This is a genomic window from Stenotrophomonas sp. S39, assembly GCF_016624665.1.
In the GTDB taxonomy this organism is placed as follows: domain Bacteria; phylum Pseudomonadota; class Gammaproteobacteria; order Xanthomonadales; family Xanthomonadaceae; genus Stenotrophomonas.
Map to the genome: position 1 here is coordinate 1 of NZ_JACVTT010000086.1, position 20817 is coordinate 20817.

Here is a 20817-nt window from a genome sequence, read left to right on the forward strand (position 1 = left end):
GCCTACGCTCGGCTGCTCGGCTCTACAGTAGATCGACGCCATGCGTCGATGCCGAGGCCCGTTATTTCGGCTGGTACCGCACGCTCAGCTGGTACTCGCGGCCCGGCTGGTTGAACCACGCCACGGTCTCGTAACGGCGGTCGAACACATTGGCTGCGCGGGCCAGCAGCGACCACGACGGCGTCAGCGCGTACTCCGCGCGCAGGTCCAGCGTGCCGTAGCCGCCCACCTTCACCGTGTTGCTGGCCTCGTCGTAACGCTTGCCCGCGCCCTGCACGGTCAGTCCGGCGCGGAAATCGCCGAAGCGGCGGTCCACGTCCAGGCGCGCGGTCTGCTGCGCGCGACGCGGCAGCCAGTTGTCGAACTGCGCGCTGCCAGCGGTGCGGTTGCGCGGGTCGGTGTAGCTCAGCTGGCCATTGATGTCGAAGCCGGCCAGCACCACGCCTGCGGTCAGTTCGGCACCGCGGATACGCGCCTTCTCGATCTGCTGCATCATGAAGGTCGCCGCGTCGTAGGTGATCAGGTCATCGATGCGGGTCTCGTACACGTCCACGCCCCAGTGCCAGCCCTGGCCGTGCTGCGACAGGCCGATGTTGGCGCTCTTCGACGTCTCCGGGTCCAGCGTCGGTACGCCGCTCCACGGGTCGTACAGGTCGCTGAAGGTCGGTGCCTTGAACGCCGTGCCATAACTGGCGTTCACGCGCAGGCCGTGGCCCAGGTCCATCGCCCAGCCGAGGCTGCCGGTGGCGTGGTTGCCGAACTGCGCGTTGTCGTCGTTGCGCGCGCTCACCTGCAGCTGGTGGCGGCCGAAACGGCCCTGGTACTGCACGAACACGCCGGTGTTGCGGCGGCTGTCCACGAGATAGCCCGCGCTGCTGCCATCCAGGTTGTCCTCGCTCCAGTCCACGCCGGTACTCAGCAGCTGGCCCTCGGCCAGGCCGATATCGGCCTGCAGCGAGGCGTTGTCACGGTGCGTCTGCGCGCTGCCGGACACACCGAAGTCGCCGAAGTTGTCCGACTCGTTGTCGCTGCGGCCGACGCTGGCGGTGAAGGCCAGTCGCTCGGACGGGGTGTAGCGCACCTTGCCGGACATCACCTGCTGCAGCGTTTCCGAGTAGTTGTAGTAGCCGTCGTAGTGGTTCTCGCCTTCGGCACGCAGGGCGCTGCCTTCCACGCTCCACTGCTCGTTGAAGGTGTAGCCACCGCGCAGGCTCTTGGACAGGTTGCGGTAGCCATCGCGGTCGGGCTCATCAGCGAAGCAGCCGGTGAACAGCGTGGCCGAGCCGCGGCAGGCGTTGATGCCGTCGGTGTGCTGGTAGGCAATATCGGCGCCGAACCAGCCGCGCTCGCCGCTGCCACCGATGCCGCCGCTGGCTTCGCGCAGGCCATTGCTGCCGCCGCCCAGCTGGAAGTGCGGCGCAAACCCGCCCTGGTTGCGGCGGGTGAAGATCTGGATGACGCCACCAATGGCATCGGCGCCGTACAGGCTGGACTGCGGCCCGCGCACGATTTCCACGCGCTCGATCTGCGCCAGCGGCAGGTCCTGGTACATCGCCAGGCCAAGGTCGGCGCTGTTGATGCGCACGCCATCGACCAGCACCACGGTGTGCGAGGAATTGGTGCCGCGCAGGAACAGCGAGCTCTGCTTGCCGAGGCCACCGCTGTTGGTCAGGTTGATGCCGGCGCGGCCGGCCAGCAGTTCCTGCAGCGAGGTGGCCTGGCTGGATTCGATCTGTGCGCGGTCGATCACCTGCGCCGGTGCGATGCTGTCCTGCAGGGCGATGGGGGTGCGCGTGGCGGTCACCAGCACCTGGTCCAGCGCAGCGGTGTCATCGCTCGCCTGGGCATGGGCCAGGGCGGGCAGGGCGGCCAGCACGGCCAGGGACAGCATTCGGAACTGCAGCTTCATCGGGAGGACTCCGGGTGCCACGCACGCCCGCGTGGCGAAGGGGAGGAGCCACGAAGGCAGGCACGCGCCGAAGCCGCGGCAGATGCCGCGATCATCCAGCGCCATGCCCACCGCATCGCGACCTGAGGCTTCCGGGCCGGTCTCCGGGCTTGCCGCCAGGTGGCGCGAGGCCACCGTCCAGGCGCCTTCCCATGCCGGTGGCACAGTGGCGGTATTGCCTGGAACAGACGTGCTTACCGTTGCGGGGGCAGCGCCGGCCTGGCGTGTTGCCACGCGTCACCGGCTTCCCGTTTCAACCTGCCGGCCGCGGCCGCAGGTCACCTGGAAGTGGGCGCAGTCTACGGCATCCCCGCGGCCCCGTAGAGTCGAGCTTGCTCGACTGCCCTTGCAGCTCCCGCTCGACTGCCTCGGCTGTGCCCGTAGAATGTCCCTTCGATACCCGTGGTGCCGTTGCCGATGTCCCGCTGTTTTCCGCTGTTCCCGCGTTGCCTGCACAGGACGCACGCATGATCCTCGACCTGGTCCGCCATGCCGGCAACGGCCGCGACGAGTTCCTCGATGGCCGCAGCGATCCGCCGCAGCTGGCCCGCCTGCCGCAGGAACTGGTCGACGCCTATGCCGGGCACGACTGGCAGCGGGTGATCAGCTCGCCGCGCCTGCGCTCGCTGCATACGGCGATGGCCCTGGCCACCCCGCGCGGGCTGGACGTGGACGCGGACGAGGAATGGGAAGAACTGGATTTCGGCGATTGGGACGGACAATCGCTGTTCGACCTGCCGGAGGATGCGCTGGCGGCCTTCCACGCCGATCCGCATGCCTACCCGCCGCCCAATGGCGAAAGCTGGGGCCACTTCGAACGGCGCATTGCGCGCGCGCTGGATCGCCTGCTGGACGATGAGGATCCGCTGCCCACCGTGGTGGTCAGCCATGGCGGCCCGCTGCGCATGGTGCTGTCACAGGTCTGCGGGTTGCCGCTGTCACTGTGCTGGGCGCTGCGCATCGACCACGGCACGCGCCTGCGGGTGTGGCTGGAACGCGGTGAAGTGGGCCTGGTGGGCGAGCTGCTGGAACTGCAGCAGCCGTAAGCCGCACCACCGTGGTAGTGCCGGCCGCTGGCCGGCATTCCCAGCAATGCGGACGCTCTAATCCTCGTCCGCGCTCTCGGCAAAGCGCTCTTCGCCGTCATCCTCGTTGTCGAAGCGCTGCTCATGCACCGGGCCCGATGCCGGGCCGGCCGCCTTCAACGGATGCGCGGCGATGCGTGCCTCGTAATCCTGCACCAGCGCTTCGCGCTGTGCTTCGCCCAGTTCCTGCCAGTGGCAGTCCAGTAGCGCGCCTTCCAGCGAATAAAGCAGGTTCAAGCTGGGCTTGAAGCCGGCGCGCTTGACCTTGACGAAGGCCCCGACCGCGCCGAGCGCAGCCAGGTCCTCGCGGCTGCGCAGGCCGACCTGGCGCAGCCACGCCGCACTCTTCGGGCCGATGTTGCGCAGCTTGGGTGCGCTCATCCCAGGGCCTCGACGAACACGCGGGCGATGGCTTCCAGCCCGGCCTGGTCCTCGGCATCGAAGCGGCCCACCTTCGGGCTGTCGATGTCGAACACGCCGATCAGCTCATCACCGCGCAGCAGCGGCACCACCAGTTCCGAGCGCGAGGCCGAATCACAGGCGATGTGGCCGGGGAAGGCATCGACGTCTTCCACGCGCTGGGTGACGCGCTGGCTGGCAGCGGCACCGCACACGCCCTTGTCCAGCGGAATGCGCACGCAGGCCGGCAGGCCCTGGAACGGGCCGACCACCAGCTCCTTGCCGTCGTACAGGTAGAAACCCACCCAGTTCAGGTCGGGAAGGGAGTGGTAGACCAGTGCGGAGAGGTTGGCCGCGTTGGCGATGCGGTCGGACTCGCCGTAGACCAGGCCTCGGGCCTGTTCCAGCAGCTGGGCGTATTGTTCCGGCTTGCTGCCGGTGAGCGAGGCGTTGGCGAACATGCCTGCAGTCTAGCAAGCGTACGGGACCAGCGATAATGCACGCTCTGTTGCATGCCTGGAGCCATCGATGCTGCTGCCCACCCTGATGCCGCCGGCGGTGTTCGTCACCGGCACCGATACCGAGATCGGCAAGACCGCCAGCAGCACCGCGCTGCTGCATGCACTGCGCCGGCGCGGACTGCGCGCGGTGGGCATGAAGCCGGTCGCCAGCGGCAGCCAGGACCTGGGCCACGGCCTGCGCAACGAGGACGCGCTGGCGCTGCAGGCGGCCAGCTGGCCGGTGCCGGATTACGCCGATCTGAACCCCTATGCGCTGCGGCAGCCGCTGGCACCTGAACTGGCCGCGGCCGAGGACGGCGTGGAGGTGCAGCTGGCGCCGATCGTGGCCGCCTTCGAGCGCCTGCGTGCGCAGGCCGATGTGGTGGTGGTGGAAGGCGTGGGCGGCTGGCTGGCGCCGGTGTCGGCCACGCTGGACCAGCTCGACCTGGTGCGCGCGCTGCGCCTGCCGGTGCTGATGGTGGTGGGCATGCGCCTGGGCTGCGTGAACCATGCACGGCTGACCGCGCAGTCGCTGCAGGCCAGCGGCGTGGAGTGCCTGGGCTGGATCGGCAACCACATTGATCCCACCATGCAGCGCCAGGACGAAAATATCGCCACCCTCCAGCAGCGCCTGCCGATGCCGTGCTGGGGCCGCCTGCCGTACCTGCCGGGCGCGGATGGTGAGCGACTCGCAGTGCACCTGCGCGATTGATCCGCTTCCTGTAGAGCCGAGCCCATGCTCGGCTCAGCATCGGATCCGGGTGAAACGCAGCCGAGCGCGGGCTCGGCTCTACAGGGCCGAGGGTGCCGCCAGCTCCCGCGCGATCGCGCCCAGCCGTTCCACCGCGCTGATGAAGCGTGCATCCAGCGCCTGGCAGCACGACAGCCGCAGGCAATGCCGGTAGCGCGCGCCACGCGAATACACCTGGCCAGGCATGAACACGATGTCCTCGGCCAGCGCACGCTCGAACAGTTCACGCGTGTCCACGCCAGGCAGCTCCAGCCACAGCAGGAAGCCCCCCTGCGGTTCGGTGGCGCGGGTGCCAGCGGGGAAGTGCTCGGCCACCAGCTGCCGCAGGCGACCCACCTGTTCGCGGTACAGCCGGCGCATGCGGTGCAGGTGGTGCTCGTAGCTGCCCGCTTCCAGATAGGCGGCCACTGCATCACCCAGCAGCTGCGGTTCACCGCCGGTGGACTGGAACTTCAGCAGGGCGATGCGTTCGGCGAAGCGACCACCATCGAGCCAGCCGATGCGGTAATCCGGTGCCAGCGTCTTGGAGAAGCCCCCCGCCACCATCACCCAGCCATCGCGATCGAAGGCCTTCAGCAGCGGTGCCGGCGGTTCGCAGAACTGCAGTTCGGCATACACCGCATCCTCGATCAGCGGCAGCTGGTGCGCGTTGACCAGTTCGGCCAGGCGCTGCTTGGCCGCCGTCGGCATGGTGCAGCCCAGCGGGTTGTGCACCGTGGGCATCACCACCAGCGCGGCCAGCGGCGTGTGCTCCAGCAGCGCTTCCAGCGCATCCACATCCAACCCGTGCTGCGGGTGGGTGGGCAGCTCGATGGCCTGCAGGCCGAGGTTGGCCAGCAACGGGTACAGGTTGAAGTAGGAGGGGGCTTCGATGCCCACCGCCGCGCCCGGCTCGGTCACGGCACGCAGGGCCAGCTGCAGCGCTTCCATCGCGCCATGGGTCAGCAGCAGGCGGTCGGCGTGGGTGTGCAGGCCCAGCCGCGGGCCACGCCGCACGATCTGCGCCAGCAGGCGCGGCGAGCCGTTCGGGCGCGCATAGGTTTCCACCGTCTGCTGGCCGTGGCGCAGCACCTGCGCGGTGTGCCGGGCCAGCTGCGCACCAGGGTAGAACTGCCGCCCGCGCGGCCCGGCGAATGCCAGGTCGATGACGCCCGGGCGGCGCTGCGCCTCGAGCACGCGCGCCATCAGTGCCTGCTGCAGCGGCGCGGTGGGCGCCGAGGGGGCATCGCGCAGTGATCGCTGCGGCACCGACAGGCGTGGCGCCACCTCGAAGCCGGCCTTTGGCCGCGGTACCACCAGCCCTGCATCTTCCAGCTGCCGATAGGCGGCGATGACGGTGTTCAGGCTCAGCTGGCGCTGCGCCGCCATCTGCCGCAGCGAGGGCAGGCGGCTGCCCACCGGCAGGCGGCCGCCGTGGATCGCTTCGGCCAGTTCATCGGACAGGCGCTGGTAGCGGGGTGGGGCCGGGGTGGTGCGTGGATCTGTATCCATTGGACTGGCCTGCATCTGGAGCTGTACCCATGATGCCGCCGAGCCTAGCATGGTGCTGTCGGTGGGGCCTGATCGGGGCCTGGCCGATCCATTTCAAACGCACGGCCGCAGGGCCGTGCGTCTTTTTCATGGGCTGCGTCAACAATCGCTGGGGCTTCGTAGAGTCGAGCTTGCTCGACTGCTTTGCCGGGACAGTCGAGCGAGCTCGACTCTACGCGCCAGCAGCCGAGCATGGGCTCGGCTCTACAACAGTACGTCAGCGCATCGGCACCAGCGAGGCCTGGCGCCGGTACAGCGCGGGGAACTGCCTGCCCAGCGCGGCCAGCTTCGGTGCGTCGTAATAGCGGATGTAGGCCGCCTGCGGGTAGTTGGCCATGTAGTTCTGGTGGTAACTCTCGGCCGGGTAGAAACGCTGGCCGCTGGCCACCTGGGTCACGATCGGGCCGCGGTAGCTGCCGGCCTGGCCCAGCTGGCTGATGTAGGCGCGGCTGGCGGCCAGTTGCCGCGCATCGTCGCTGAAGATCGCCGAGCGGTACTGGCTGCCGTGGTCGGGGCCCTGGTAGTTCAGCTGGGTGGGGTCGTGCGCCACCGAGAAGAACACCTGCAGCAGCTGGCCATAGCTGACTTGGCGCGGATCGTAGTCGACCTTCACCGCTTCGGCGTGGCCGGTGCGGCCGCTGCTGACCCGCTCATAGCGCGCATCGGCGGCACTGCCGCCCGCATAGCCCGCCACGGCATTGCTCACGCCTTTGACGTGCTGGAACACACCCTGCACGCCCCAGAAGCAGCCACCGGCAAACACCACGCTGGCGTGGGTGGCGTCATCGCTGAAGGCGGCGTCGCCGGCCGGTGCCGGCAGCGCCTGCACCGGCGCGCTGGCCGTGGCCGGCGCGGCCATCGCACCGTGATCCACCAGCAGCACGCCGGCCACCAGCGCCGTGGCGACCAGCCCGGCAACACCCGCCGCAATGCCCTGTTCAAAGGAGAATTTCATCGTGCCCTCCTGCTCTCAACCAAAGGTGAAGGCATAGGCCTGCACGCCCGCGTCGAGGAACTCGATCTCGAAGCGGTGCGGGCCGACCGTGCCGCGCTGGCGTACCAGCTGGTACAGACGGTTCTCGTTGACCACGCCACTGCCATCGGCGCCGACATCACTGCCGGCATCGGCGGCGGGCAGGGGCTTGCCATCCAGCCAGACGCGGAAGCGCACGGGCGTGCCGTCCTGCTTCGGCGCAAGCACCAGGTGCAGGTCGCGGGCGTGGAACTGGAAGGCGATGCGGCCGCCGCTCTGCTGCAGCTGTGCAGCTTCGTTGGTGATGGTCCAGTGCCCGGACAGGCCCCACTGGTTCAGCGCGAGGCTGGCCGGCAGCGTGTACTCGAAGGCCGCATCGGTGCGCTGCCCGCCGGGCGAGGCGAAGTGCTCGGCGCGGGCATGGCCCAGGTAGGTTTCCGGCGAGCGCAGGTTGCCCATGTCAGCCTGCGTGGCCACGCCCTGCAGGTCGGCGGCGGCCGGGTCGGCCGGTGGCGGCAGGTCGGTCTGGCCGGCTTCGGCCAGCAGGCGGCGGATCACCTGTTCCGAATGCGCGTAGTTGCCTTCACCGAACTGGTGGGCGCGGATGTTGCCCTGTGCATCAACGAAGTACTGCGCCGGCCAGTACTGGTTGTTGAACGCGCGCCAGATCGAATACTGGTTGTCCAGCGCCACCGGGTACTCGACCTTCAGCTGCTGCACCGCCTTCATCACGTTGCGCGGGTCGCGTTCGAAGGCGAATTCCGGCGTGTGCACGCCCACCACCACCAGGCCATGGTCGCGGTAGCGGCGCTCCCATTCGTGCACGAAGGGCATCGCGCGCAGGCAGTTGATGCAGGAATAGGTCCAGAAGTCGATCAGCACGACCTTGCCGCGCAGCTGTCCGGCCTGTAGCGGCGGGCTGTTGAGCCAGCCGGTGGCGCCGTCCAGGGCGGGCAGGGTGCCTTCCACCGGCAGGGGCGCATTGGCGGCATTGGCACCGGCCATCATCATCATTGGCGGCGCGGCCGGCTGGGCACCGGGTACGGCATCCAGCAGGCCCTGCTCGATGCGCGCGGTGCTGACCGAGGACAGGCGGGTCAGCAGGCCGGTATCCCAGCCCAGGCCGATGGCCACCACCGCCAGCAGCGCGGCCACGCCCAATACCTTGCGCAGCACGTCGCCCAGGCCGAGCCGCGCCTGCAGGGCATTGAACACGCGGCCACCGATCCACACCGCCAGCGCGAGCGCCGTCGCCGCACCCAGCGCGTAGGCCAGCAGCAGCCCACTGGTGCCCACGCTGGCGCCGTGCAGTGCCGCACCGGTCAGCACCAGGCCCAGGATCGGCCCGGCGCACGGTGCCCACAACAGGCCGGTGGCGATGCCGATCAGCAGCGAGGTCCACGCCCCGCCACGGCCGGCATCATCGGCGGCATCGGCGCGCGCGCTCAACCGTGCACCCACGCGCTGGAACGGCGCCAGCAGGTGGTCGGCCAGGCGCGGCCAGAGCAGTGCCAGAGCGAACACCGCCATCAGCACCAGGGCCACCCAGCGGCCGATCTGGTTGGCCTGGGCCACCCATTGGCTGCCCACGGCGGCCAGGCTGGCGACCACGGCGAAGGTCAGCGCCATGCCCAGCAGCAGCGGCAGCGTGCTGCGCAGGAACGGCCGGTTGGCGCGTGCGAACACGAAGGGCAGCACCGGCAGGATGCAGGGGCTGAGCAGGGTCAGTACGCCGCCCAGGTAGGCCAGCAGCAACAGCAGCATCATCAGGCTCCAGAAACAGGGGAAGAACCGAGCGGCACGCGCCAGCCACCGTCGCTGTCCTGCCGGGCCGCACCGGGCTGGAACAGCAGGGCGGCACCGTTCATGCAGTAGCGCAGGCCGGTCGGGCGCGGGCCATCGTTGAAGACATGGCCGAGGTGGCCGCCGCAGCGGCTGCAGTGCGCTTCCACCCGCAACATGCCGAAGGTGGTGTCGCGGTCCTCGCCGACGGCGCCATGCAGCGGAGCCCAGAAGCTGGGCCAGCCGGTACCGCTTTCAAACTTGGTGGACGAGGAGAACAGCGGCTGCTGGCAGCCGGCGCAGGTGAACGTGCCCTGCCGGTGTTCCCGATCCAGCGGGCTGCTGCCGGCGCGTTCGGTGGCCTGCTGGCGCAGCACCGCGTACTGCGCCGGGGTCAGCAGCCGGCGCCATTCGGCGTCGCTGCGCATCAGCGGGAACTGTCGTGCCGGGCGGTTCTCGGCGGCGGCCGTGGCGGGGCGGCTGCACGCGCCCAGACCGAGCACGCCAGCGGCGGTGGCAAGACCACCCAGGCCCAGCAGGTGGCGGCGGGTGAGGGGCATGGCGGACTCCGGGAAGGGGCGACGGGGCCATGCTGCGCCTGCCCGGGTCAACGAATCCTCACGCAGGATTCAATTTTTCGTGAGGTATCGATGGCCAAGCCGCGCCACAATGCGGGCAGCCTCCCCACTGGCCCCGAGTTGCCGATGTCCGCAAAACGCGTCCTGATCGTCGAAGACGATGCCCACATCGCCGACCTGCTGCGCATGCACCTGGCCGACGAGGGCTACGACGTCGCCCACGCCGCCACCGGCGATGCCGGCCTGCGCCTGCTGGAACAGGACGGCCCGTGGGACGCGCTGGTGCTGGACGTGATGCTGCCCGGCGTGGACGGCCTGCAGATCTGCCAGCGTGCCCGGGCAATGGCGCGCTACGTGCCGATCATCATCATCAGCGCACGCGGCAGTGAAACCCAGCGCATCGTCGGCCTGGAACTGGGCGCGGACGATTACCTGGCCAAGCCCTTCTCGATGCCCGAATTGGTGGCCCGCGTGCGGGCGCTGCTGCGCCGTGCCGAAGCCATGGCGCAGAACGCGCGCATCGATGCCGGTGCCGTGGAAGTGGGTGGCCTGCAGCTGGACCCGGTGGCACGCACCGCCTCGGTCGATGGCAGCGTACTGGAGCTGACCCCGCGTGAGTTCGACCTGCTGCTGTTCTTCGCCCGCCATCGCGACCAGGTATTCGCACGGATGGAACTGCTCAACCAGGTATGGGGCTACCAGCACGATGGTTACGAGCACACGGTGAACACCCACATCAACCGCCTGCGTAGCAAGATCGAGCTAGACCCGGCCACGCCGCGGCGGCTGCTGACGGTGTGGGGGCGCGGCTACAAGCTGGTCGATCCGGCCGGGGCGGCGGCATGATCACGCCCAACCTGTGGCAGAAGCTGGCAGCGGTGATCGCCGCGCTGATGCTGATGTGCTGCATGGCCCTGCTCGCCCTGCAGATGCGCGCCAGCACCCGCCACGAACAGGAAGTGGTGCAGCGGCTGTCGCTGGGCCTGGCCGAACACATCGCCCAGCGCAGCGAACTGATGGATACCAGCGGCATGCGCGATACCGCGGTGCGCGCGCTGTTTGGCCAGTTGATGGCGGTCAATCCCAGCGTGGAGGTCTACCTGCTGGACGACCAGGGCCGCATCCTCGGCCACGATGCACCCAGCGGCCACCTGCTGCGCGACCGTGTCGACCTGGCGCCGCTGCGCCACCTGCTGGCCGGTGCGCCACTGCCGATCCTTGGCGATGACCCGCGCAGCACCGGCGGCCGCAAGGTGTTCAGCGTGGCCCCGCTGGTGGTGCAGGGTCGCCAGGCCGGCTACGTGTACGTGGTGCTGGTGGGCGAGCACCGGCAGATGCTGGCCGACGATCTGGCCGCCAGCAACCAGTGGAACACCACCCTGTGGTCGGTGCTGCTGGTGGGCGGGCTGGGCCTGCTGGCCGGGCTGGTGGCCTTCTACTGGGTCACCCGGCCGCTGCGCCGGCTGACCCGGCGCATCCAGGCCTTCGACATCGATGCACCCACGCCGTTGCCGGCGCCGGTGCCACTGCGCAGCGGCGAGCGCGATGAACTGAAGATCCTCGAGCATGCCCACGCGCAGATGGCGCAACGGCTGGGCGAACAATGGCAGCAGCTGCGCCAGCAGGACCTGCAGCGCCGCGAGCTGGTGGCCAACATCTCCCACGACCTGCGCACGCCGCTGTCGTCGCTGCATGGCTACCTGGAAACGCTGGCGCTGAAGGAAGCCACGTTGTCACCGGACGAGCGCCGCCGCTACCTCGGCATCGCCCTGGCGCAGAGCGCGAAAGTGGGCCGCCTGGCCCGCGCGCTGTTCGAACTGGCGCGGCTGGAGCACGGCGAGGTACGCCTGGAATGGGAGGTGTTCGCGCTGCCGGAGCTGCTGCAGGACGTGCTGCAGAAGTTCGAGCTGGCGGCGCAGGCGCGCGGCCAGCACCTGCACGCGGATTTCCCGCCGGGCCTGCCGCTGGTGCGCGCCGATCTCGGCCTGGTCGAGCGGGTGCTGACCAACCTGCTCGACAACGCGCTGCGGCATGCGCCCGAGGGCGGTGAGGTGCGCGTGCAGCTGCGCGCCATTGAAGGCAGCGTGGAAGTGAGCGTGGCCGACGACGGCCCGGGCGTGGCCCCGGCGCTGCGCGCGCAGCTGTTCCAGGCGCCGGCGGCACTGGGGGCGCGGCGTGGCGAGAATGGTGGGCTGGGGCTGCTGATCGTGCAGCGCATCGTGCAGCTGCACGGGCGCCGCATCGAACTGCGGCCGAGCGAGGCGGGGGCGCTGTTCGTGTTCGCCCTGCCGCGCGCCGACCACGCGGCGCCCTGACCGCGCCGCTGCGCTCGCCGGGCATGGCCCGGCGCTACCGGTCTCTGGGGCGTCACCCGGCCATGCCCGGTAGATCCACGCCATGCGTGGATGCGCTTCACCAGATCGCACGTAACCGGTAGATCCACGCCATGCGTGGATGCGTTTCACCGGATCGCACGTAACCGGTAGATCCACGCCATGCGTGGATGCGCTTCACCGGAATCGCAGGCAAAAAAAGACCCGGCAGAGGGAGGGATCTGCCGGGTCCGGATTGCATGGGGGGAGGGACCCATGCAATGAGCGTGGGCGGGACGTCAGTGGCTGTTGCCGGTGGCGTCCGCCGTTGTGTGTGCCTGGCCCTGCACCAGGTCGGACCAGGCGCGACCGGCCTGCAGGCCCAGATCGACCACGTCCTGCTGGGCCTGGCCCAGCCGCTGCAGGTTGTCCTGCCACAGCTGTGCGCCCTTGGGCAGCAACCCGGCCGGATCTTCGCTGCGGGCCAGTTCGCCCAGCCAGCCGCCGGTCGCGGTCAGGTTGCGTTCCATCGCCTTCAGCTGCACGCCGAACATGCTCTCGGCATTTTCCAGCGCCAGTCGGTTCGCACGCGTTGCCGCAGCCGCCAGCTGGCGGGTGGCATCACTGAAACGATCGGCGAAGGCGTTGGCCATGGCGGCATCGAAAGCGGTTGATGCAATGCAGCATACGCCGATCATGCCGCAATGCAACAAAAATCGTGAAGGCGCTCGAGGCGCCTTCAGAAAGCCTTATGGATCAACGGCTTGATCAGGCGGCCGGGCCGCGGTAACGGCAGCCGGAGGTGCAGGTTTCGTGCACGGTGATCTCGCTCAGCGCGGGCAGCACCGGCTTCAGTTCGTTCCAGATCCACACCGCCAGGTTCTCGCTGGTCGGGTTTTCCAGGCCGGGGATGTCGTTGAGGTAGTGGTGGTCCAGGCGGTCGTAGATCGGCTGGAAGGCGGCTTTGACGTCGCCGAAATCCATGATCCAGCCGGTCTGCGCCCCCGGCTCGCCTTCCACCTTCAGTTCCACCCGGAACGAATGGCCGTGCAGGCGCGCGCATTTGTGGCCCGGCGGCACGTTGGGCAGGCGGTGGGCCGCCTCGAGCATGAAGACTTTGAAGATTTCCATGGCGCGATTGTACGCCGGCCCCGTCGTCGCGATCGTTCCGGATGTTGGGTTTCCGCAAAGGAATTCTTTCCATCCGGATGAAGAGATGATAGTTTCTCTTATATCCGTATGAAGAGATGTTATTGGTCGCGCCCAACCTGGCATGGATTACTGCGGAACTTCCGTCGTCCACTACCACCCCCCCACATCGTCATGCCCCAGCACACCCTGCTCGTGGCGGCCCTGGCCGTCGCTCTGGCCGCGCCTTTGTCTGCCGCCGCCGAAACCACCGCCGATGCCAGTGGCGAAGCCAGCACCCTGGCCGCCGTGCGCGTCACCGGTTCCAACATCAAGCGCACCGACACCGAAGCGTCCAACCCGGTGCAGGTGATCGGCCGCCAGCAGCTGGAACAGACCGGCAAGGCCACCGTCGCCGACGTGCTGCGTTCGATCTCGGCCAACACCGGCAACGCCAGCAACGAAACCACCAACAACGGCTGGGCGTCCGGCTCGGCCGGCATCGGCCTGCGCGGGCTCTCGCAGAAGAACACGCTGGTACTGCTCAACGGCCGCCGCCTGGCCAACTACGGCTTCCCGGCCGGTGGCCTGTCCGACACCTTCGTCGACCTCAACGCGCTGCCGCTGGTGGCGGTCGAGCGCATCGAAGTGCTCAAGGACGGTGCCTCGGCCGTGTACGGTTCCGATGCGGTGGCCGGCGTGGTCAACATCATCACCCGGCAGAACTTCGAAGGCGCCGAGATCGGCGGCAGCTTCGGCGGCGCCGACCAGGGCGGCCTGCACGAGCAGAACCTGAAGTTCGTCGGCGGCCTCGGTGACCTGGATACCGATGGCTACAACATCCTCTTCAGCCTGCAGGGCTACAACCGCGAACGCCTGGACCAGGACGAGCGCAACCTGACCAAGAGCGGCATCTACAGCGACCAGCCCGGCGGCCGCTGGAACGGCTGGTCGGCCAAGGGCGCGCGCTACCTCGTCAACGGCGTCTCGGTGCCGATGCTGGATGCCGACGGCAACTGCCCCACCGGCACCACCCGCGTGGCCAGTGCGCCCATCGACGGCCTGGCCGGTGATACCTGCGGCTTCAACCAGGCGCCGTACACCACCCTCATTCCGGCGACCAAGCGCTACCAGGCCTACGCCAACGGTACTTTCCGCCTCGGCGAGAACGTCGAGGCCTTCGGCGAAGTGCTCTATAGCCAGATCAAGAGCGCCGCGTGGTTCGGCAGCAGCCCGTTCTTCACCCTGGAAAGCGGCCGCTTCGCCCTGAACGCAGAAACCGGCCTGGCCGAACCGGTGTCGTCCAACCTGCCCGCCAGCAGCCCGTACAACCCGTACGGCCGCGCCGTGCCGATCGAATACACCTTCTTCGACCTCGGTGGCACCATCAAGACCAACCGCTCCACGGCCTATCGCGGCGTGGTCGGCCTGCGCGGCAGCACCGCCGCCTGGGATTGGGAAGTGGCCGCGTTCGGCGCACGCAGCAGCGAGCGCGAGACGGTGTCCGGCGGCTTCGCCAACCGCTGGGCGCTGGCCGATGCGCTGGCCAGCGGCAGCTACAACCTGCTCAACCCGTCGGCCACCCCGCAGTCGGTGATCGATGCCATCAACATCTCCACCCTGCGCCCGGCCGAATCGGTGCTGCAGGGCGTGGATGCGAAGATCTCCGGCACCCTGGGCCGCACCTGGGCGGGCGACATCGGCTTTGCCGCCGGTGCCGAGTGGCGCCGCGAGAAGCTCGATTCCAACAATCCCTGGCAGATCGACGCCGGCCTGCAGGTGCGCCCGGCCATTGCCGAAGTACACGGCGAGCGCAAGGTCAGCGCTGCCTATGCCGAAGTGAACGTGCCGCTGGCTTCGGGCCTGGAACTGTCCGCCGCCGCGCGTGCCGACCACTACGACGACTTCGGCGACGCGTTCTCGCCCAAGCTCGGCCTGCGCTGGCAGCCGCTGGATTTCCTGCTGGTGCGTGCTTCGGCGTCGAAGGGCTTCCGCGCGCCGTCGCTGTCGGAGAATTCCAACAGCACCAGCATCGCCTACGGCAGCGTGGTCGACCCGCGTGATCCGGACGTGCCAGGCTCGCGGCAGAACCCGACCTTCTTCACCGTCGGCAACAGCGAGCTGAAGCCTGAGCGCACCAAGAGCGTGAACTTCGGCGTGGTGCTCTCGCCCTGGGCCAACACCAACCTCAGCGTCGACTATTACCGCATCCAGCTGGACAACCTGGTCGGCACCAACAACACCCAGACCCTGGTCAACGACAACGTGGCCGGTGCCGTGCAGCGCGACGAGCGCGGCAAGCTGCAGGCCGTGTTCAACCGCTACCAGAACCTGAGCGAGCTGAAGACTTCGGGCATCGACGTCGAGCTGCGCCAGCGCATCCCGACTGCCGCGCTGGGCGACTTCACCCTGTCCTCGGCCTACACCCACGTGCGCGACTACCGTCGCCCCACCGTGGTCGGCGGCCCGCTGGTGGATTACGCCGGCAGCAACCTCGGCGCCACCCTGCCGAAGAACAAGGCGACCACCACGCTGGACTGGACCTACCGTGATTTCACCACCGCCATCACCTGGTACTACACCAGTGGCTACGACCAGAAGGCCAGCACCGCCGCCGCGGCCGTGCAGGACCGCGTCGATGCGTACAACCAGTTCGACCTGTACCTGGCCTACGCCGGCATCGAAAAGCTGACCGTCTACGCCAAGGTGCAGAACCTGGCTGACAAGACGCCGCCGTACGACGCCTCGTTCCCAGGCATCCGCGCGCCGTACGACTTCAGCCAGTACGACCTGCGCGGCCGCTACTTCACCCTCGGCTTCGATTACCGCTTCTGATGCCATCGCCGCAGCCGGCCACCCCGTGTGGCCGGCCGCGTTGCCGCTGTCCTGTTTCCTGGGGAGTCACCGTGTCCTTCCACCGCCGTGCCGTTCTTCCGCTGCTGCTTGCCGCCGCCACCGCCTTGTCCTCGCCGCTGCCGGCGCAGGCCCAGAGTGCGTACTTCTTCCCGCAGGCCACCGACGCTGCCGCGTTCGATGCCGCCATTCCCACCCCCGAGCAGTTCCTCGGCTATCCGATCGGCAGCCGCTACACCCGGCATGACCAGCTGGTGGCCTACTTCCAGGAACTGGCCAAGCACTCGGACAAGATCCGCGTGCAGCAGATCGGCCGCAGCTACGAAGGCCGGCCGCTGCTGATCGCCACCGTCACCGCCGCCGACAACCAGGCGCGCATCGAACAGATCCGCCAGCAGCACGCCACCCTGGTCGACCCGGCGCAGCCGCGCAGCGCGGCCGGCGACAGCCCGGTGGTGGTGTGGCTGGGCTACAGCGTGCACGGCAACGAAACCTCCAGCGGTGAAGCGGCGATGCTGACCGCCTACTACCTGGTGGCCAACCGCAGTGCCGAAACCCAGCAGTGGCTGCAGCAGTCGGTGGTGCTGTTCGACCCGGCGCAGAATCCCGATGGCCGCGACCGCGCGGCGAACTGGCACAACGCCTGGGCCTCCGACCCGGCATCGGCCGACCCGGCCGACAAGGAACACGTCGAGCCGTTCCCGCAGGGGCGCACCAACCACTACTTCACCGATCTCAACCGCGACTGGCTGGCGCTGACCCAGCAGGACTCGCGGCCCAAGCTCGAAGTGTTCCACCAGTGGTACCCGAACGTGCAGATCGATTTCCACGAGATGGGCAAGGACAGCACGTACTACTTCGAGCCCTCGCCGAAGAGCATGCACAGCCCGCTGATTCCGGCGGCGTCCTACGAGTTCAACAAGACCCTGGCCAAGTACCACGCACAGTCGCTGGATGCGCTCGGCTCGCTGTACTACACCGGCGAGAACTTCGACAACTTCTCGCCGGTGTACGGCTCGACCTACCCGGACTTCCACGGTGCGGTCGGCGTCACCGTCGAGCAGGCCAGCTCGCGTGGCCGCGTGCAGGAATCGGTGAACGGCCTGCTGACCTTCCCGTTCACCCTCCGCAACCAGGTGGCCACCGGCCTGGGCACCGTGCGTGGTGCAGTGACCGAGCGCAGTGGCCTGTTCGATCTGCAGAAGAGCTTCTTCCAGAGCGCCCTGAAGCAGGCCGCGCAGCAGCCGGTGAAGAGCTTCGTGTTCGGCGATGCGCATGACCCCGCACTGACCCGCCGCCTGCTGGAGTTGTTGCTGCTGCATCGCATCGACGTGCATGCACTGGATCGCACGGTGACGGTCGACGGCCAGCGTTTCGACGGCGGCAGCGCATACGTGGTGCCGGTGCAGCAGGCGCAGTTCCGCCTGGTCCATTCGATCTTCGCCGAGACCCCGTCCATCAAGGGCGACGTGTTCTACGGCAGCACCAGCTATGCCATCGCACCGGCCTACGGCGTGGCGTTCGCCGGCAGCCGCAGCCGTATTGACGGCGGCGCCCGTGTAACCGCGCTGCCGCCGCTGCACGGTGCGGTGAACGGCGGCCAGGCGGGCTTCGCCTATGCCATCGACTGGCGCGACTACAATGCCGGCCGCGCGCTGGCTGCGCTGCAGGCCAAGGGGCTGAGCGCACGCGCGGCGTTCAAGCCGTTCAGCAGTGCCACCACACAAGGCCAGGTCAACTTTGCCGCGGGCACCCTGATCATTCCGGTGGCCGGCCAGCCGCTGCAGGGTGCAGCCCTGCTCGAAGCGGTGAGCGGCGCCGCGCGCGATGCCGGTGTGCAGGTACATGCCCTCTCCAGCGGTCGCAGCAGTGAAGGCATCGACCTCGGCAGCGATGGCGTCAAGGCACTGCGCAAGCCCGCCGTGGCGCTGGTGATGGGCGAGGGCGTGGCTGCCACCGAGATCGGATCGGCCTGGTTCCTGCTGGACCAGCAACTGCACCTGCCGGCCAGCAAGCTGGACCCGCAGCAGCTGGGCAAGGTTCCGCTGGACCGCTACACCACGATCGTGCTGTCCGGCGGCACCTACACCGGCATCGACGCCACCGCCGTGGCCGCGCTGAAGCGCTGGGTGCAGGCCGGCGGCTCGCTGGTGACCTACGGCAGCGCATCGAAGTGGGCGGTGGAGCAGAAGCTGGCCGATGGCGAGACGCTGGGCAAGGACGAGGAGGCGGGCGACGCTGACCGTCGCGCATTCGGTGACCAGCGTGACATCGCCGCGATCGAGCGGGTGAGCGGCAACATCCTCAGTGCCGACGTCGATACCAGCCATCCGCTGGCCTTCGGCGTGCCGCGCCGGCAGCTGTCGATCAACAAGGAAAACACGGTGACGCTGCAGCCGAGCGCGAACCCGTTCTCGACCGTGGTGCGTATCGATGCGACGCCGCGGGTGAATGGTTACCTGTCCGAGCGCAACCGGGCGCGGGTGGCGGGCAGCGCATGGCTGCTGGTGTCGGCGCAGGGGCAGGGCAACGTGGTGTTGTTTGCCGATGACCCCGCGCATCGCAAGTACTGGCATGGCACGGATCGCCTGCTGATCAACGCGATCTTCTTCGGGAATCTGGTGAATCCGGTTAAGGCGCGGGGTTGAGGCGATTGGCGCCTTGTTGATGCTGGGGGTGGGAGGACGGATGGGCCGCGCAGGACACGCCGCAAGTACGTCCGTGTAGGCTCGTAGGCGCCATCCATGGCGCCTGCGGTCCTGCGCGACCCATCCGTCCTCCCCAGACAGTTTCCTGCGGGCGCGGACGCATCAAACCCAAGGCGGGAGCAAGGGCAAAAGTAAAAGCAGAAGCATCGGCTTTTGCTCTTGAATTTGAATTTGATCCTTCTTCATCCGGCTACCCCGCGGGAGAAGGAAGGCGCTGGAAATGTCTGAAGCGTTGGGGAGCGGGGGCGGCGCAAAACCGCAGGCGCCATGGATGGCGCCTACGAGCTTACATGGATGTATTTACAGCGTGTTTTGCGCCGCCCCCGCTCCCCAACGCCCACGTAAAACCCACCGCAGGCTTTAAAACCACCAGATAGCCAGCACAAAAAAAGGACGGCGCCTCAGCGCCGTCCCTCGATAGCCCCCCGCGCAGCGGGAAGCGCAACAGCCGTCAGCTGCGATCAGCCCGCGCGACCGCCGCCGTTGCCGCCCTGGCTGCGGCCACGGCCGCCACCATTGCCGCCACCGCCACGACGCTGGCCCTGGCCGGCGCCCGCACCGGCACGCTGCTGGCCATTGCCACCGCCCTCGCGACGGCCGCCGCCGGCCTTCTTCGGGCCTGCGTGCGCGTGGCGCGGCGCATCACCGTGCGGGCGACGCGCATGGCTCTTGCGCGGTGCGCGCTCGCCGGTATCGTGCTCGGCCTTGCCCGGTGCACTATTGCCCCAGCGGATCGGCGTCTGCAGCTCGAAGCCCGGCACGTCGCGGATGTCCATGTCGCGGCCCAGCAGGCGGGTGATCGCGCGCAGCAGCTTCACTTCATCCTGTGCCACCAGCGAAATCGCCTGGCCGCTGGAACCGTTGCGGCCGGTACGGCCGATGCGGTGCACGTAATCCTCGGCCACCATCGGCAGATCGAAGTTGATCACCTTCGGCAGTTCGTTGATGTCGATGCCGCGCGCGGCGATGTCGGTGGCCACCAGCACGGTCACGCGACCGGCCTTGAAGTCACCCAGGGCACGCAGGCGCTGGCCCTGGCTCTTGTTGCCGTGGATCGCCGCGGTCTTGATGCCGGACTTTTCCAGGAACGTGGCCAGCTTGTCGCTGCCGTGCTTGGTACGCGCGAAGACCAGGGTCTGCTCGCGGCTGTCCTGCGCCAGCAGGTGCAGCAGCAGGTCGCGCTTGCGGCTGCCATCGACCGGGTGCACGCGGTGGGTGATGGTCTCGGCCACGGTGTTCTTCGGCGTCACCTGGATCTGTTCCGGGTTGCGCATGAACTCCAGTGCGAGCTGGCGGATGTTGTCCTCGAAGGTGGCCGAGAACAGCAGGGTCTGGCGGTTCTGCTTCGGCAGCTTGGCGAGGATGCGCTTGATCGACGGCAGGAAGCCCATGTCGAGCATGCGGTCGGCTTCGTCCAGGATCAGCACTTCGATGCCCGACAGGTCGACGCTGCGACGCTCCAGGTGATCGATCAGGCGACCCGGGCAGGCGACCAGCAGGTCCACGCCACGGCGCAGGATGTCCAGCTGGTTGCCCATGCCGACGCCGCCGTAGATGCAGGCGCTGGGGATGCGCAGGTACTTGCTGTAGCCGCGCAGGCTGTCATGCACCTGGGTGGCCAGTTCGCGGGTCGGGGCCAGGATCAGCGCGCGCGGCTTGCGCGGGCCGCTGCGCACTTCCTGCGAGGCGGTGCCCAGGTGCTGCAGCAGCGGCAGGCCGAAGGCGGCGGTCTTGCCGGTACCGGTCTGTGCGCCGGCCAGCAGGTCGCGACCGGCCAGCGCCAGCGGGATCGCCTGCTGCTGGATCGGGGTCGGGTTTTCGTAGCCCTGCTCGGCGAGCGCGCGCAGCAGGAAAGGCGCGAGGCCCAGGGATTCAAAAGACATTGAGATTGCTCCAAGTACAAGAAACGCCTGTCCGAACGGACAGACGGGGGCAGATCAAACTGATCGGCTGACTCGGAGCGTTCCCGTGAACCGCGCTGCGAGAATTGGGTGCAGCCGGCACGGAGCGCAGGCTGGAATGCGTGACGAACGGCGTCGGAGTGGGGGCGGGCGAAGTGGGCGGACCCAGGTCGCCGGCGATCCCGGAGGGAAACGGACGGCCGCTGCAGACCCCGCAAGTCTAAACGATCTTCAAGACTCCACGCAAAAACCCCTGTTCAGGTAAGGGGGGGGCTGCAGGGCTTGCAGCCCTGCACCCGCCTCAGATCAACGTCAACTTCAAAAGCCTGCATTCCGTGGGATGGCGGGGGGGGGGGGGGGGGGGGGGGG

The 20817-nt window shown here is 68.5% G+C and carries 16 protein-coding genes and 1 riboswitch; of the genes, 6 read left to right on the plus strand and 10 right to left on the minus strand.

Going from position 1 to position 20817, the window contains the following annotated elements:
• Positions 1-61 precede the first annotated feature (61 nt).
• Positions 62-1909: a TonB-dependent vitamin B12 receptor gene (gene btuB / locus IAE41_RS17955; RefSeq protein WP_200734057.1), complete on the minus strand. Its 1848-nt coding sequence runs from the start codon at positions 1907-1909 to the stop codon at positions 62-64.
• A 116-nt stretch (positions 1910-2025) separates the two neighbouring features.
• A riboswitch (cobalamin riboswitch) is annotated at positions 2026-2249 on the minus strand.
• A 166-nt stretch (positions 2250-2415) separates the two neighbouring features.
• On the opposite strand from btuB, the gene IAE41_RS17960 reads away from it, so the two are divergent.
• Complete coding sequence (locus IAE41_RS17960; RefSeq protein ID WP_108745902.1) at positions 2416-2994, plus strand: histidine phosphatase family protein; 579 nt, start codon at positions 2416-2418, stop codon at positions 2992-2994.
• A gap of 57 nt (positions 2995-3051) precedes the next feature.
• Here the strand turns inward: IAE41_RS17960 and IAE41_RS17965 are convergent, their stop codons facing one another.
• Both IAE41_RS17965 and IAE41_RS17970 read right to left on the minus strand, forming a co-directional pair.
• Complete coding sequence (locus IAE41_RS17965) at positions 3052-3414, minus strand: TfoX/Sxy family protein (protein WP_079220507.1); 363 nt, start codon at positions 3412-3414, stop codon at positions 3052-3054.
• Entirely contained in the window at positions 3411-3893 is a 483-nt protein-coding gene (locus IAE41_RS17970; protein ID WP_079220508.1) for a GAF domain-containing protein, read from the minus strand. The genes IAE41_RS17965 and IAE41_RS17970 overlap by 4 nt, the downstream gene beginning before the upstream one ends.
• Before the next feature lie 67 nt (positions 3894-3960).
• Here IAE41_RS17970 and bioD point away from each other — a divergent pair, with 67 nt between their 5' ends.
• Complete coding sequence (gene bioD, locus IAE41_RS17975; protein WP_234458745.1) at positions 3961-4644, plus strand: dethiobiotin synthase; 684 nt, start codon at positions 3961-3963, stop codon at positions 4642-4644.
• A gap of 78 nt (positions 4645-4722) precedes the next feature.
• On the opposite strand, the gene IAE41_RS17980 is transcribed toward bioD, so the two are convergent.
• From IAE41_RS17980 to msrB, 4 genes are all read right to left on the minus strand, one after another.
• The gene (locus tag IAE41_RS17980; protein WP_200734058.1) at positions 4723-6174 is read right to left on the minus strand and encodes a PLP-dependent aminotransferase family protein; all 1452 of its coding nucleotides are present in this window, start codon (positions 6172-6174) and stop codon (positions 4723-4725) included.
• A gap of 256 nt (positions 6175-6430) precedes the next feature.
• Positions 6431-7168, minus strand: coding sequence for a peptide-methionine (S)-S-oxide reductase MsrA (gene msrA, locus IAE41_RS17985; RefSeq protein WP_200734059.1), 738 nt, complete (start codon positions 7166-7168; stop codon positions 6431-6433).
• A gap of 15 nt (positions 7169-7183) precedes the next feature.
• On the minus strand, positions 7184-8950 hold the full coding sequence (locus IAE41_RS17990; protein WP_200734060.1) for a cytochrome c biogenesis protein CcdA: 1767 nt from the start codon (positions 8948-8950) through the stop codon (positions 7184-7186).
• Positions 8951-8952: 2 nt separating this feature from the next.
• Positions 8953-9528: a peptide-methionine (R)-S-oxide reductase MsrB gene (msrB, locus tag IAE41_RS17995; RefSeq protein WP_108745907.1), complete on the minus strand. Its 576-nt coding sequence runs from the start codon at positions 9526-9528 to the stop codon at positions 8953-8955.
• Positions 9529-9672: 144 nt separating this feature from the next.
• On the opposite strand from msrB, the gene IAE41_RS18000 reads away from it, so the two are divergent.
• Positions 9673-10392 (plus strand): response regulator transcription factor, encoded by a 720-nt coding sequence (locus IAE41_RS18000; RefSeq protein ID WP_200734061.1) that lies wholly within the window; start codon positions 9673-9675, stop codon positions 10390-10392.
• Entirely contained in the window at positions 10389-11861 is a 1473-nt protein-coding gene (locus IAE41_RS18005) for a HAMP domain-containing sensor histidine kinase (protein ID WP_079220515.1), read from the plus strand. Before IAE41_RS18000 ends, IAE41_RS18005 begins: the two co-directional genes overlap by 4 nt.
• A 296-nt stretch (positions 11862-12157) precedes the next feature.
• On the opposite strand, the gene IAE41_RS18010 is transcribed toward IAE41_RS18005, so the two are convergent.
• Entirely contained in the window at positions 12158-12511 is a 354-nt protein-coding gene (locus IAE41_RS18010) for a phasin family protein (RefSeq protein WP_108747756.1), read from the minus strand.
• Positions 12512-12626: 115 nt separating this feature from the next.
• Entirely contained in the window at positions 12627-12989 is a 363-nt protein-coding gene (gene queD, locus IAE41_RS18015) for a 6-carboxytetrahydropterin synthase QueD (RefSeq protein ID WP_100554652.1), read from the minus strand.
• Positions 12990-13181: 192 nt separating this feature from the next.
• Here queD and IAE41_RS18020 point away from each other — a divergent pair, with 192 nt between their 5' ends.
• Together IAE41_RS18020 and IAE41_RS18025 are read left to right on the plus strand one after the other, a co-directional pair.
• On the plus strand, positions 13182-15821 hold the full coding sequence (locus IAE41_RS18020) for a TonB-dependent receptor (protein WP_200734062.1): 2640 nt from the start codon (positions 13182-13184) through the stop codon (positions 15819-15821).
• 71 nt (positions 15822-15892) lie between these two features.
• Positions 15893-18487: a M14 family zinc carboxypeptidase gene (locus IAE41_RS18025; protein WP_200734063.1), complete on the plus strand. Its 2595-nt coding sequence runs from the start codon at positions 15893-15895 to the stop codon at positions 18485-18487.
• A 521-nt stretch (positions 18488-19008) separates the two neighbouring features.
• Here IAE41_RS18025 and IAE41_RS18030 read toward each other — a convergent pair.
• The gene (locus IAE41_RS18030) at positions 19009-20430 is read right to left on the minus strand and encodes a DEAD/DEAH box helicase (RefSeq protein WP_200734064.1); all 1422 of its coding nucleotides are present in this window, start codon (positions 20428-20430) and stop codon (positions 19009-19011) included.
• Positions 20431-20817: the final 387 nt, after the last annotated feature.

Coding starts and splice junctions, on each gene's coding strand:
- IAE41_RS18030 (WP_200734064.1), bottom strand. CDS start 20,430: ATGTCTTTTGAATCCCTGGGCCTCGCGCCTTTCCTGCTGCGCGCGCTC.
- IAE41_RS17960 (WP_108745902.1), top strand. CDS start 2,416: ATGATCCTCGACCTGGTCCGCCATGCCGGCAACGGCCGCGACGAGTTC.
- IAE41_RS17965 (WP_079220507.1), bottom strand. CDS start 3,414: ATGAGCGCACCCAAGCTGCGCAACATCGGCCCGAAGAGTGCGGCGTGG.
- IAE41_RS17990 (WP_200734060.1), bottom strand. CDS start 8,950: ATGCTGCTGTTGCTGCTGGCCTACCTGGGCGGCGTACTGACCCTGCTC.
- IAE41_RS17980 (WP_200734058.1), bottom strand. CDS start 6,174: ATGGATACAGATCCACGCACCACCCCGGCCCCACCCCGCTACCAGCGC.
- btuB (WP_200734057.1), bottom strand. CDS start 1,909: ATGAAGCTGCAGTTCCGAATGCTGTCCCTGGCCGTGCTGGCCGCCCTG.
- bioD (WP_234458745.1), top strand. CDS start 3,961: ATGCTGCTGCCCACCCTGATGCCGCCGGCGGTGTTCGTCACCGGCACC.
- msrA (WP_200734059.1), bottom strand. CDS start 7,168: ATGAAATTCTCCTTTGAACAGGGCATTGCGGCGGGTGTTGCCGGGCTG.
- queD (WP_100554652.1), bottom strand. CDS start 12,989: ATGGAAATCTTCAAAGTCTTCATGCTCGAGGCGGCCCACCGCCTGCCC.
- IAE41_RS17970 (WP_079220508.1), bottom strand. CDS start 3,893: ATGTTCGCCAACGCCTCGCTCACCGGCAGCAAGCCGGAACAATACGCC.
- IAE41_RS18005 (WP_079220515.1), top strand. CDS start 10,389: ATGATCACGCCCAACCTGTGGCAGAAGCTGGCAGCGGTGATCGCCGCG.
- IAE41_RS18010 (WP_108747756.1), bottom strand. CDS start 12,511: ATGGCCAACGCCTTCGCCGATCGTTTCAGTGATGCCACCCGCCAGCTG.
- IAE41_RS18020 (WP_200734062.1), top strand. CDS start 13,182: ATGCCCCAGCACACCCTGCTCGTGGCGGCCCTGGCCGTCGCTCTGGCC.
- IAE41_RS18000 (WP_200734061.1), top strand. CDS start 9,673: ATGTCCGCAAAACGCGTCCTGATCGTCGAAGACGATGCCCACATCGCC.
- msrB (WP_108745907.1), bottom strand. CDS start 9,528: ATGCCCCTCACCCGCCGCCACCTGCTGGGCCTGGGTGGTCTTGCCACC.